The organism is Leucobacter luti, assembly GCF_050310065.1.
Classification (GTDB): Bacteria; Actinomycetota; Actinomycetes; order Actinomycetales; family Microbacteriaceae; genus Leucobacter; species Leucobacter luti_B.
The window spans coordinates 2003977-2016233 of the sequence record NZ_CP190007.1 but is presented as its reverse complement, the minus strand read 5'-3'; the positions used below and the strand labels follow the sequence as shown (position 1 = coordinate 2016233).

Sequence of the window (12257 nt, the reverse complement as noted above, 5' to 3'; positions counted from 1 at the left end):
GGGATCCGGCGGCGGCGGATCCGGATCCACCGACTAGACCAGCGGAACGTCGCAGTGCTGCTTATGCCAGGCGATCGCGGACTGATCCGTGAGCGAGGCGACCTGATCGACGACGGCGCGGCGCGCGCCCGACTCGTCGGCCGCGGCCCGGAAGTCTGCGGCGTACGCGGGATCGAGCGCCCCGGGGCCAGCGTCCCAGAGCGCGTCGAGCAACTCGAGCAGCAGGTCGCGCTGGCGCCGATACGTCGGCTGCCGGTGCCCGCTCGCCATGACGAACGCCGCGACGATCCCCTTCAGCACGGCGATCTCCGCCCGGATCTCGCGCGGCACGACGATGTCGGCGCCGTAGCGGGCGAGCGTCGCGGCGCCCGCTGCGCCCGCGGTGCTCGTACCTCCCGCGGCCTCGCGCGTCGAGCGGATCGAGGCGCGCGCGAAACGGCCGATCATGTCGCTCGTGAAGTTCTTGAGCTGGGCCTGATGGGAGCGGGATCCGTCCCACTTCACGAGCCAGGTCGGCGTCTCGGCGATGCGGTCGTAGGCCGCCCCGAGCTCGTCGCCGGTGAAGGATCCGCCCGCCCACTCGGAGACGGCGTTGATCAGGCTGTCGTGGCCCGAGCGTGACGTCAGGATCTCGGGGTCGATGTACTCGCTCACGATCGCGTCCTCGAAGTCGTGCACCGAGTAGGCGATGTCGTCGGACAGGTCCATGACCTGGGCCTCCGCGCACTTGCGCCGCGCGGGCGCGCCGGCGCGGAGCCACTCGAAGACGGGCGCGTCATCGGCGAAGTAGCCGAACTTCTGGCTGCCCGCAGGCGCCTCCTCGCGGTTCCACGGATACTTGCAGCTCGCGTCGAGCGTCGCCCGCGTGAGGTTGAGACCGATGCTCGTGCCGTCGGGCGCGAAGCGCTTCGGTTCGAGCCGGGTCAGGATCCGGAGCGTCTGCGCGTTGCCCTCGAAGCCGCCGGCGTCCGCGGCCCACTCGTTGAGTGCCCGCTCGCCGTTGTGCCCGAACGGGGGGTGGCCGAGGTCGTGGGCGAGGCACGCCGTGTCGACGACGTCCTGCGCGAGGCCGAGCGCGACCGCGAGCTCGCGGCCGACCTGCGCGACCTCGAGCGAGTGCGTGAGCCGGTTTCGAGCGAAGTCGATCCCCGCGGTCGGGCTCAGGACCTGGGTTTTCGCCGCGAGCCTGCGCCAGCCGCTCGAGTGGAGCACGCGTGCGCGATCCCGCGCAAAATCACTGCGCGCGCCGCCGTGGATCTCGGGGACGAAGCGCTCGGCGTCCTCCGGCGCGTACCCCGCGGGCAGCCCGTGCTGCGCGGGCTCAGCCACCGGAATCGTCCCGCTCGGCCTCCGCCAGCTCGGCGTAGTCGATGCTTGCGCTCTCGCGGCTCTCGAGCCAGCCGTCGGGCAGGTGCACGCGCTTCGGGCTGCCGGCGCGGCCTCGCTGCCCCTCGGCGCCCTCACCCGGATACGGCAGATCGGCGTCCATCGTCGCGAAAATCTCGTCCATCTGCTCGAGGGACTCGACCGCGGCGAGGGCGCGGCGGGTGTCGCCGCCGACGCCGTAGCCCTTGAAGTACCAGGCGACGTGCTTGCGGATGTCGCGGCACGCGCGATCCTCCTCGCCGTCGAAGAACTCGACGAGGAGCTCGGTGTGGCGGCGCATCGCGGCCATCACGAAGCCGAGGCCGGGGCGCGCGATCCGGGACTCAGCCTCCGCGTGCGAGATTTCTCCCTGTTCGGCGCGGAACGCCGCGGCGAGATCGCCGAACAGCCACGGCCTGCCGAGGCAGCCGCGGCCCACGACCACGCCGTCGCAGCCCGTCTCGCGCACCATGCGGATCGCGTCGTCCGCCGACCAGATGTCGCCGTTGCCGAGGATCGGCACGCTCGAGATGGTCTCCTTGAGCGTCGCGATCGCCGACCAGTCGGCCTGGCCCGAATAGAACTCGTTCGCGGTGCGCCCGTGCAGGGCGATCGCGGCGACGCCCGCGCCCTCGGCGGCGCGCGCGGCGTCGAGATACGTGAGGTGATCCTGATCGATGCCCTTGCGCATCTTGATCGTGAGCGGGATCTCCCCCGCGGCGCGCACGGCACCCTCGACGATCGCGCGGAACAGATCACTCTTCCACGGCAGCGCCGAGCCGCCGCCCTTGCGCGTCACCTTCGGCACCGGGCACCCAAAGTTGAGGTCGATGTGGTCGGCGAGATCCTGATCCACCAGGAATTTCACGGCCTCGGACACGGTCTTCGGGTCGACCCCGTAGAGCTGGATCGAGCGCGGCGTCTCGCTCTCGTGATGCTTGATGAGGCGCAGCGAGGCGGGCGTGCGCTCGACGAGGGCGCGGCTCGTGATCATCTCGCTGACGTACAGGCCTGCGCCGTACTCGCGGCACAGGCGGCGGAACGCCGTGTTCGTGATGCCCGCCATCGGGGCCAGCACGACGGGCACGTCGAGCGCGAGCGGCCCGATGCGCAGGCGCGAGTCGGTGAGGGTCTGGGAGTTCATAACCCCCCTATTCTCGCAGACCCGGCGGTGGGTGTGGGTTGGGTGTGGGGCTGGGTGGGATCCGGGGCCGTGTGCTTGCCGCGTGCCGAGTCGGCCGAAAGGCCCCATTCCCGGGGTCGAGTCGGCCGTAAGGACCCTTTCCCTGGCGTGAATGGCCCTTATGGGCCGACTCGATCTGGCAGAGCGGGTGCGGGCGCGGGTAGGGAGCTCGGGTCGGGATCCCGGGGTTAGGGCCTGCGAGGTGGCGAGACCTGCCGCCCCTTGTGCCGAGTGGGCCGTAAGGCCCCATTCCCTGGGTCGAGTGGGCCGAAAAGCCCCTTTCCCGGGCGTGAATGGGGCCCAAGGGCCGACTCGACTCGTGGGCGCGGGTGCGTGCAGCTTGGGTCGGGATCCGGAGCCTGGGGTCTGCGAAGGCCCGGGGCGCGCTGCGCCGGGCGCCGAGTCGGCCGTAAGGCCCCATTCCCGCGGTCGAGTGGGCCGTAAGGCCCCTTTCGCGGGGCTGAATGGGGCCTTCCGGCCGACTCGACCTGCGGGCGCGGGTGAGGGTGCAAGCGCGGGCGTGGATGCGAGCGTGGGCGCGGGCGTGGGCGCGGAAGCTCGCGGGCGCGGGCGCGGGCGCGGGCGCGGGCGCGGGCAGCTTGGGCCGGGATCCGGAGCCTGGGGTCTGCGAAGGCCCGGGGCGCGCTGCGCAGCGCGTCGAGTCGGCCGTAAGGCCCCATTCCCGGGGTCGAGTTGGCCGTAAGGCCCCTTTCGCGGGGCTGAATGGGGCCTTCCGGCCGACTCGACCTGCGGGTGCGGGCGCGGGCGCGGGCCCGGGCGCAAGTGGAAGAGCAGGGCAACGGAGCGGCGCCGCGGCGCCGCGCGTCCTAGTCCTCGTCGGGGCGGTCGACCGCCCCGCCGAAGCGGCGGTCGCGGTCCTGGTAGATTTGGATCGCGCGCCAGAGCTCTTGGCGGCTGAAGTCGGGCCAGAGGGTGTCGAGGAAGACCATCTCGGCGTACGCCGACTGCCACAGCATGAAGTTGCTCGTGCGCTGCTCCCCCGAGCTGCGCAGAAACAGGTCGACATCTGGGAGTTCGGGCACGTAGAGGTGGCGGGCGATGGTGCGTTCGGAGACCCCGTTCGGCGAGAGCCGACCGGCCTGGACCTCCCAGGCGATCGCGCGCACCGCGTCGGTGAGCTCGTTGCGTCCGCCATAGTTGACGCACATCGTGAGGGTGAGGCCCGTGTTGTGGGCGGTCTCGCGCTCCGAGGCCTTGAGCTCCGAGATGACGGATCCCCAGAGGCGGGGGCGGCGGCCGGCCCAGCGCATGCGCACGTTCCAGGCGTCGAGCTGGGCGCGCCTGCGCCGCAGCACGTCGCGGTTGAAGCCCATGAGGAAGCGCACCTCATCAGGGGATCTGCGCCAGTTCTCCGTGGAGAAGGCGTAGACGCTCAGGTGTTTGACGCCCGCCTGGATCGCGCCGGCGACAACGTCGAGGAGCGCCTGCTCCCCCATCCGGTGCCCCTCGACGCGGGGCAGCCCGCGCTTGTTCGCCCAGCGCCCGTTGCCGTCCATCACGATCGCGACGTGCTCCGGCGCCGGCGCGGCGAAGCGGGGCGGGTGCTCGCCGGTCCAGTCGACGGGTACGAGTGAGGCGGGGGCGGATCGCATACCCCCAAGTTTATTGGGCGGCGCCGCAAGCCCGCGCCGGATCAGTCCCGCCGCGCGCCGAAGGAGCGGAGCCCGCGCTCCAGATGCCACTGCGCGTAGGCCGCCGCGATGCCGGCCGCCTGGCCGCGCTCGCGTTCCGAGGAGGCGACGGCCGTCTCCCAGTCCCCCGCGAGCAGCGCCCGAAGCAGGGCAATGCTGCCCGGATCGAGCCGCGGCGAGCCCGGCGTGCGGCAGTTCTCGCAGAGGACCCCGCCGAGCTGCACGACCACGTAGGTGTGCGGGCCCGCGGCCCCGCAGCGCACGCACTCGTCGAAGCCGGGCGTCCACCCGGCGATGGCGAACGCGCGCAGGAGGTAGCCGTCGCGCACGAGATCCGGGTCGATGCGGGCGGCCGCGAGCGTGCGGAGCGCCCCCACGAGCAGGGCGTAGAGCTCGGGCGACGGCCCGCCCTCGGCGAGCCGCTCCGCCGTCTCCACGATCACGTTGCCCGCCCGGTAGCGGTCGTAGTCGGAGCTGATCGCGGGCCCGTACGCGCCGAGCGTCTCGGCCTGCGTGATCGTGTCGAGGGTGCGGCCCTCGTAGCACTGCAGGTCAGCGACCATGAACGGTTCGAGCCTCGCCCCGAACTTCGAGGACGTGCGCCGCACACCCTTCGCGACGGCGCGCAGGAGCCCGCGGCCGCGCGTCAGCAGCGTGACGATACGGTCGGCTTCTCCGAGCTTGTGCGTGCGGAGCACGACGCCGGTTTCGCGATACAGGGGCACGGATCAAGTATCCCGCAGACCACCGACACGCTCGGCACCAGGGGGCGGGCAGGCCGCGGTGCATGGAGGACAGCGCATACGAGACAATGGACGGGTGCTCGACGAGACCTTCACTACTCCCCTCGCGGCCGACCTCGTCGCGGTCGGCGTCGGCAGCATGCAGGGCGCCCTGTTCGCCGCCGGATTCAAGCGCATCGACCTGCTCGGCGTCGCGATCATCGGCGTCGCCTCGGGCATCGGCGGCGGCTTCCTCCGCGACATGCTGCTCGGCGTGACGCCCGCGTCGTTCGCGAACAACTGGTACCTGCTCGTCGCCACGTTCGCCGCCTTCATCGGCATGGCGGTCCCGCGCCTCTTCGAGCGGGTCGACCCCGTCGTCACGGCCCTCGACGCGCTCAGCATCGGCATGTTCGGCGCGATCGGCACGACGAAGGCCCTCGCGATGGATCTCCCGGTCGTGCCCGCGGTGTTCATCGGCGTCGTGTCGGCGGTCGGGGGCGGCGTGCTCCGCGACGTCATGCTGAACATCCCGATCGCGCTCATGCACGTCGGCTCGCTCTACGCGGTCGCTGCGCTCGTCGGCTCCGGGATCCTCGTGGTGCTGCTCGCGTTCGGCGTACCGGTCGTGTGGGCCGGGGTCGCGTGCGTGGTCGTCACGACCGTGCTGCGCCTCCTCGCGGTCCGCTTCGGCTGGAGCCTCCCCGAGCAGCGCGCCCTCAGCCGCATCCGACTGCGCCGCCAGCGCCAGGTGGAGCAGGTCATCGACGAAGCGCTGCAGACCGGCGCGATCACGGTGCCGATCGACCTCACGCTGCTCCAGGAGTGGAGTGGCGAGGATCCGGATCGGGATCCGGATCAGGATCCGAAGCCCAAGCCGAGGCCCGAGCCGCCCCGCACATGAGCTCGCGAGACCCGGTGCGCCGGCGTTAGCTGTGTGTTTGCAATGCGTATAGTTGCTCGAAAGAGTCGTTGACGCGAAGGGGTGGGAGCAGGATGCGACGGAGGATTGCGCCGCTGGCGCTGGTGGGGGCCGCGGCGATGCTGCTCTCGGGCTGCGGAGCGCTCGGAGGCGCGGGCGGAAGCGGTGCGGATCTGAACGCCGAGACGCTGCAGCAGCGCGTCGAGGAGATCGCACAGAAGAATGGGGCGGACGGGATCATCGGGCTCGATCTCTATCTCTCCGGAGGCGAAGGCTGCGTCGACATTTCGACGGACAAAGGCCTGATCGGTAAGTCTCTCGACACGGGCGAGGATCGCTACGCCGAGCCGATGAGTCCCCGCCCGAGCGGCACCATCGCGCCAGCTGACTACCCGTACGCCGAACTCGTCGAGCGCGCGAAAGAGCCCGGCTGCCCCAAGGGCAACGATCCGGTTCAGCTGCGCAGCACGGTGACGCCCGTGGGCTCGGTGTTCATGCAGGCGCAGTGCGACGAGGGCACCGGAAACGCGTGGCTTAACGGCGAACAGGTTCCGAAGCTCACGGACCCCTACGCGGAGAAGTCTCTCGAGACCGTGCTCGCGGAAGCAGAGCAGACGGTCGGTCCCGAGCTCCTCGAGTTGAGCATCATGGGACCGGATGGGCCACTGGGCGAGGAAGGAACGGGATACACCATCATCGCGTCAGAGCAGCAATTCTTCGGGAAGCCCTGCCGGCCGATGGCGATCCGCCCGCTGGCCCCCTCCGGCGACTTGTACCTGATGATGGGCTGTGACGAGGGGGCGAAGGGCGCGCCCTTCGCGATCGCAGACTATCCGGCGGCCGATCTCCGCGCCGCGATCGAGTTCGGCATGGAGCACCTCGGGATGCAGAGCAGCGACGAGATCGCCTCGGTGCGCGCCTACGCAGCGGCAGACGGGAAACGGTATCTCGAGATCATCGGCACCGATATGACGAAGATGTCGACCGTGTCGCTCGACGAGGGATAGCGGGCGCTACGAGCGCGGCCCGCGCCTGCGCCCGGACTTCGCCTCGGCCTCGCGCCACGCACGCTGGGCCGGGGTCTCCCCCGCGGAGGGCGCCGAGGAGGCGCGCCGGTCGGCCGCGCCGCCCCGCCCGAGATGCCAGGCGTGCGTGATCGCGAGCGCGAGCGCGTCAGCCGCGTCGGCCGGCCTCGGCGGCTGCGCGAGCCCGAGCAGCCTCGTGACCATCGTGGTGACCTGCGCCTTGTCGGCGCTGCCGTATCCCGTGACCTGGGCCTTCACCTCGTTCGGGGTGTAGAGCGCGACGGGGATCCCGCGCTCGGCGGCGAGAAACATGACGACGCCGCTGATCTGCGCGACGCCCATGACGCTCGGCAGGTTCTGCTGCGCGAAGACGCGCTCGAGGGCGATCGCCGCGGGCTTTTCGCCGTCGAGGAGGCGCTCGATCCCGGCGCCAAGATGGTGGAGTCGCGCCGGCAGCTCGGCGTCGGCCGGGCTCCGCATCACCTCGACGTGTTCGAAGGTGACGCGGCGCCCGGCGCCGGCCGTGACGATCCCGATCCCGCACCTCGTGAGGCCGGGGTCGATCCCGATGACTCTCGTCATCCGAGCCTCCTCGGGTGCGATCTCAGTGGAGCGTGGTGTAGGGCGGCGACTCAGTCGTCCTGCGCGAGTTCGGCCTGCACGTCGGCGCTCAGGTCGAAGTTCGAGAAGACGTTCTGCACGTCGTCCGAGTCCTCGAGCGCGTCGATCAGGCGGAAGATCTTGCGCGCCGTGTCGGCGTCGATCTCGACCTTGAGATTCGGCACGAATTCGGCGTCGGCCGAGTCGTAGTCGATCCCCGCGTCGACGAGCGCGCTGCGCGCCGCGACGAGGTCGCTCGCCTCGGTGATGACCTCGAAGGACTCGCCGTTGGGGGTCGGGGTGACCTCCTCGGCGCCGGCCTCGAGGACCGCCATCAGCACATCGTCCTCGGTCGTGCCCTCGGCCGGGACCGTGATGACGCCCTTGCGCGCGAAGTTGTAGGCGACGCTGCCGGGATCCGCGAGCGTGCCGCCGTTGCGGCTGAGGGCGGTGCGCACCTCGGCCGCCGCACGGTTCTTGTTGTCGGTGAGGCACTCGATCATGAGGGCGACGCCGTTCGGGCCGTAGCCTTCGTACATGATGGTCGTGTACTCGACGGCGTCGCCCGTGAGGCCCGCGCCGCGCTTGATCGCGCGGTCGATGTTGTCGCCGGGGACCGAGTTCTTCTTGGCCTTGTGGACCGCGTCCGCGAGCGCGGGGTTGCCCGAGAGGTCTGCCCCGCCGATGCGGGCCGCGACCTCGATGACCTTGATGTACTTGGCGAAGGCCTTCGCGCGGCGCGAATCGATGATGGCCTTCTTGTGCTTCGTGGTTGCCCACTTGGAGTGTCCGGACACGGGAGCTCCTTCGTTGTTGCGTCTGACTTCAGGATAGCCGCGGCTGGGGTGCCGCGCGGGGTGCGCCGCTCAGGCGGTCGCGTCGCCCGCGTCGGGAGGATCCGCCCACGCGTTCGCGATGAGCTCGCGGACCTCGCCGAGGAGCTGCGGAAGCGCCTTCGTCTTCGCGATGATCGGGAAGAAGTTCGCGTCCGACGCCCACCGCGGCACGATGTGCTGGTGCAGGTGCGCAGCGACGCCCGCGCCCGCAATGGCGCCCTGGTTCATCCCAAGGTTGAAGCCGTCGCAGCCCATCACCTCGCGGGCCACGCGCATCGCGCGCTGGGTGAGCGCGCCGATCTCGGCGACCTCCTCGGGGGTCGCCTCGTCGTAGGACGCGATGTGCCGGTACGGGCACACGAGCATGTGCCCGTTGTTGTACGGGAACAGGTTCAGCAGCACGTAGGCCGACTCGCCGCGCGCCACGATGAGCGCGTCCTCGTCGGTCTTCGACGGCGCCTCGCAGAATGGGCAGTCGTGCCGCTCGGGCTGGTGGTGATCCGACACGTACACCATCCGGTGCGGGACCCAGAGCCGCTGCAGCTCGTCGGGCTCCCCCACCGCGGAGGTGTTCGAGAGATCTTCTACTCGGTCCACGCCGTGGACACCTGCTCATGGGTCTTGATCGCGCGGACGATCCGCTCGACGGCCTCATCGACCGGCACGCCGTTCATCTGGGTGCCGTCGCGGAAGCGGAAGCTCACGGCGCCCGCGTTCTGATCCTCCTCGCCAGCGATGAGCTGGAAGGGGATCTTCGCCTTCGTGTGCGTGCGGATCTTCTTCGGCATGCGGTCGTCGCCGTGGTCGACCTCGGCGCGCACGCCCTGCTCGCGCAGCTTCGCGATGACGCCGTCGAGATACTCGCCGTAGTGCTCGGCGACCGGGATCCCGACCACCTGCACCGGCGAGAGCCAGACGGGGAACGCGCCGGCGTAGTGCTCCAGCAGGATCGCGAAGAAGCGCTCGACCGAGCCGAGGAGGGCGCGGTGGATCATGACGGGGCGCTTGCGCGTGCCGTCCGCGGCCGCGTACTCGAGCTCGAAAAGCTCGGGCTGGTTGAAGTCGAGCTGCACGGTCGAGAGCTGCCAGGTGCGGCCGATCGCGTCGCGTGCCTGGACGGAGATCTTCGGCCCGTAGAAGGCCGCGCCGCCCGGATCGGCGACGAGCTCGAGGCCCGATTCCTCGCCGACCTCGCGAAGCGTCTGCTCGGCGACGGCCCACTGCTCGTCCGTGCCGACGGACTTCTCGGGATCCCGCGTCGACAGCTCCAGATAGAAGTCGTCGAGGCCGTACGCCCGCAGCGTCGCGAAGACGAAGTCGAGCTGGCGCTTGATCTCCTCCTTCACCTGCTCATCGGTGACGTAGATGTGCGCGTCGTCCTGCGTGAGGCCGCGCACGCGGGTGAGGCCGGAGAGGGTGCCGCTCTTCTCGTAGCGGTACACCGTGCCGAACTCGGCGAGGCGGAGCGGGAGCTCGCGGTAGCTTCGCGCGCGTGCGCGGAAGATGAGGTTGTGGAACGGGCAGTTCATGGGCTTCAGGTAGTAGTCCTGGCCCTGCTTCGTGACGTTGCCCTCCGCGTCCTTCACCTCGTCGAGGTGCATGGCCGGGAACATCCCGTCCTTGTACCAGTTGAGGTGCTGGCTCGTCTCGAAGAGCGTGCCCTTCGTGATGTGCGGGCTGTTCACGACCTCGTAGCCGTTCTTCAGCAGCTCCTCGCGCATGAAGGACTCGATCTCGTGCCGGATGATCCCGCCCTTGGGGTGGAACACGGCAAGGCCCGAGCCGATTTCGTCGGGGAAGCTGAAGAGGTCGAGCTCGACGCCGAGCTTGCGGTGATCCCGCTTCGCCGCCTCCTCGAGGCGCGTCTGGTAGGCGCGCAGCTCGTCCTTCGTGGGCCAGGCGGTGCCGTAGATGCGCTGCAGCATCGGGTTCGCCTCGCTGCCGCGCCAGTAGGCGCCGGCGCTGCGCATGAGCGCCCAGCCGTTGCCGATCATGCGGGTGTTCGGCAGGTGCGGGCCGCGGCAGAGATCCTTCCAGCAGACCTCGCCCGTTTTCGGATCGACGTTGTCGTAGATCGTGAGCTCGGCGCCGCCGACCTCGACGCTCTCGTTGTCGTCGCCCGTGCTGCCGCCCTTCAGGCCGATCAGCTCAAGCTTGTAGGGCTCGTTCGCGAGCTCGGCGCGCGCCTCCTCCTCAGAGACGACGCGGCGCTGGAAGCGCTGCCCCTGCTTCACGATCTTCTGCATCTCCGCGGAGATCGCCTTCAGGTCCTCGGGTGTGAAGGGCTCGGCCGGATCGAAGTCGTAGTAGAAGCCGTCGGTGATGGGCGGGCCGATCCCGAGCTTCGTCTCGGGGTTGATCCGCTGCACGGCCTGCGCGAGGACGTGGGCCGCCGAGTGGCGGAGGATGTTCAGCCCGTCCTCGGAATCGATCGCGACGGGCTCGACCGTGTCCGTCTCCGTGACCTCGGCTGCGAGGTCGCGCAGCTCGCCGTTGACGCGCATGGCGACGATCGAACGATCGGTGAACAGGGAGAACCCATCGGCCACAGGGGCACACTCCTTCGGAACGGAAGCAACAACCCCACGATTCTATCGTTCGCGGCGGCGGCCCGCCTCGCAGGCGGCGGGGCGCGGCGCGGAGCGCGTCCGGGGCGCTGCTTCGGCGCTGCGGCAGAAACGAAATCGCCCCCGACGCAGATCGGGGGCGATTTCTCGTGGTGGGCGATACCAGACTCGAACTGATGACCTCTTCCGTGTGAAGGAAGCGCGCTACCAACTGCGCCAATCGCCCGTGCGCGGGATCCGTGAACCTCGCAACCTGATCGATCATACATGCTCTCGGTCACGGAGCGTGCCGAGACGGCGCCTGCGGCCGGTTTCCGCGGATCTCCGCTGCCCCGCGGCTATTCGCTCGGGCGTGTCGTCACGGGCGCGAGGTCGCTGTTCAGCTGCTCGTCGAGTTCGGTGCTGAGTTCGCTCAGCTCGACGAGTCGACCGCGCAGCTCGTTGTAGTGATCAATGTCCCCCTGCAGGGTGTCGAGGCGCACCTGCAGTTCGTCGCGGCGCGTCTCGAGCTCGCCCCGGATCCGGTTGAACTCGTCGGGATCCTTCGCGAACTCGCGACGCTGATTGCGCGCGTTGAACGCGGCCGTGTCGTCGTTGTAGGCCTGGACGTCGGCGTCGTAGGCGACCTTACGGGCCTCGATGTCCTCGCGCAGGCTGGTCATCTGCTCGCTCAGTGCGGTGGCCTCGTTCTGGAGGTCGGTGAACACCGTGTGGTACGCGTCGAAGCGGTCGACGAGCGCGGCGCGGTTCGTAAACCAGCGCGCATAGTGCTCCTCGAGCCACTCCGGCAGGATCCTGACCTCCGTGCCAAGCACCGAGTGCAGCTCGTTCGCGAACGATGCCTCGGAGAGGTGCGTGTACACCGACATGCGTTCCTTCAGCGCCGGATCCGCGGCGCTCAGGCGCTCGTACTCCTTGCGCAACTTCTCGCTGAGCTCCAGGCGGTCGCCCTCACCCAATCGCGAATAGCCGGCGTGCAGCAGCTCATGCGCCGCCGTGACCTCGACGACGCCGCTCACCCGCTCGTCGGTGACGTCGTAGAGGTGGATCCGGCGCTGCGTGTAGCAGCCGAGCACGTGGCCCTGCTCGGAGTGGTCGACCTCGGCGCACTGCTCCTTGAAGTGCAGGCTACCGTCGACCGTGGGGTGAGAGGCGCGAAACACGCGCTCCCCCTCGGGGGTGAGCTGCAGATCCGCCATGACCTTCGCTTCGCGCACGCTCGGTTCGTAGCCGATGGCGGCAAAGGTGTCCTGAATGGCCTGGCGGTTCATGACGCAGTACACCGCGCCGGCCGCGAGCGCCAGCAGGATGATCGCGGTGAGGACCCGCTTCCCCACTCTTCGTGCCGACACCGCCATGCCTCCACAGTATCCGGCTCCGGCCTG

The 12257-nt window shown here is 69.9% G+C and carries 11 protein-coding genes and 1 tRNA gene; 2 read left to right on the top strand and 10 right to left on the bottom strand.

Annotation, left to right across the window (positions count from 1 at the left end; translation table 11 throughout):
- Positions 1-33: 33 nt before the first annotated feature.
- The 4 genes from ACOPJ3_RS09230 to recO form a co-directional block, all read right to left on the bottom strand.
- The gene (locus ACOPJ3_RS09230) at positions 34-1329 is read right to left on the bottom strand and encodes a deoxyguanosinetriphosphate triphosphohydrolase (protein WP_427868892.1); all 1296 of its coding nucleotides are present in this window, start codon (positions 1327-1329) and stop codon (positions 34-36) included.
- On the bottom strand, positions 1322-2509 hold the full coding sequence (gene dusB, locus ACOPJ3_RS09225; RefSeq protein ID WP_427868891.1) for a tRNA dihydrouridine synthase DusB: 1188 nt from the start codon (positions 2507-2509) through the stop codon (positions 1322-1324). The genes ACOPJ3_RS09230 and dusB overlap by 8 nt, the downstream gene beginning before the upstream one ends.
- Positions 2510-3375: 866 nt before the next feature.
- Complete coding sequence (locus ACOPJ3_RS09220; protein WP_427868890.1) at positions 3376-4161, bottom strand: isoprenyl transferase; 786 nt, start codon at positions 4159-4161, stop codon at positions 3376-3378.
- 41 nt (positions 4162-4202) lie between these two features.
- Positions 4203-4925: a DNA repair protein RecO gene (recO, locus tag ACOPJ3_RS09215; protein WP_427868889.1), complete on the bottom strand. Its 723-nt coding sequence runs from the start codon at positions 4923-4925 to the stop codon at positions 4203-4205.
- Between the two features lie 94 nt (positions 4926-5019).
- Between recO and ACOPJ3_RS09210 the strand changes: the two genes are divergently transcribed.
- Both ACOPJ3_RS09210 and ACOPJ3_RS09205 read left to right on the top strand, forming a co-directional pair.
- Positions 5020-5826, top strand: coding sequence for a trimeric intracellular cation channel family protein (locus ACOPJ3_RS09210; protein ID WP_427868888.1), 807 nt, complete (start codon positions 5020-5022; stop codon positions 5824-5826).
- Positions 5827-5918: 92 nt separating this feature from the next.
- The gene (locus tag ACOPJ3_RS09205; protein ID WP_427868887.1) at positions 5919-6851 is read left to right on the top strand and encodes a hypothetical protein; all 933 of its coding nucleotides are present in this window, start codon (positions 5919-5921) and stop codon (positions 6849-6851) included.
- Positions 6852-6857: 6 nt separating this feature from the next.
- Here ACOPJ3_RS09205 and ruvC read toward each other — a convergent pair whose 3' ends face one another.
- From ruvC to ACOPJ3_RS09175, 6 genes are all read right to left on the bottom strand, one after another.
- Positions 6858-7451 carry a crossover junction endodeoxyribonuclease RuvC gene (ruvC, locus tag ACOPJ3_RS09200; RefSeq protein WP_427868886.1) on the bottom strand — a complete coding sequence of 198 codons (594 nt, stop codon included), beginning with the start codon at positions 7449-7451 and terminating at the stop codon, positions 6858-6860.
- Between the two features lie 50 nt (positions 7452-7501).
- A complete protein-coding gene (locus tag ACOPJ3_RS09195) occupies positions 7502-8266 on the bottom strand; it encodes a YebC/PmpR family DNA-binding transcriptional regulator (RefSeq protein WP_427868885.1) in 765 nt (254 codons plus the stop codon).
- A gap of 69 nt (positions 8267-8335) precedes the next feature.
- Entirely contained in the window at positions 8336-8902 is a 567-nt protein-coding gene (locus ACOPJ3_RS09190) for an HIT family protein (RefSeq protein WP_427868884.1), read from the bottom strand.
- Positions 8890-10854, bottom strand: a complete 1965-nt coding sequence (gene thrS / locus ACOPJ3_RS09185; protein WP_427868883.1) for a threonine--tRNA ligase — start codon at positions 10852-10854, stop codon at positions 8890-8892. The genes ACOPJ3_RS09190 and thrS overlap by 13 nt, the downstream gene beginning before the upstream one ends.
- 168 nt (positions 10855-11022) lie before the next feature.
- Positions 11023-11098, bottom strand: a tRNA-Val gene (locus ACOPJ3_RS09180).
- 112 nt (positions 11099-11210) lie between these two features.
- On the bottom strand, positions 11211-12230 hold the full coding sequence (locus tag ACOPJ3_RS09175; RefSeq protein ID WP_427868882.1) for a hypothetical protein: 1020 nt from the start codon (positions 12228-12230) through the stop codon (positions 11211-11213).
- Positions 12231-12257 lie beyond the last annotated feature (27 nt).

Coding starts and splice junctions, on each gene's coding strand:
- dusB (WP_427868891.1), bottom strand. CDS start 2,509: ATGAACTCCCAGACCCTCACCGACTCGCGCCTGCGCATCGGGCCGCTC.
- ACOPJ3_RS09220 (WP_427868890.1), bottom strand. CDS start 4,161: ATGCGATCCGCCCCCGCCTCACTCGTACCCGTCGACTGGACCGGCGAG.
- ACOPJ3_RS09205 (WP_427868887.1), top strand. CDS start 5,919: ATGCGACGGAGGATTGCGCCGCTGGCGCTGGTGGGGGCCGCGGCGATG.
- ruvC (WP_427868886.1), bottom strand. CDS start 7,451: ATGACGAGAGTCATCGGGATCGACCCCGGCCTCACGAGGTGCGGGATC.
- ACOPJ3_RS09175 (WP_427868882.1), bottom strand. CDS start 12,230: ATGGCGGTGTCGGCACGAAGAGTGGGGAAGCGGGTCCTCACCGCGATC.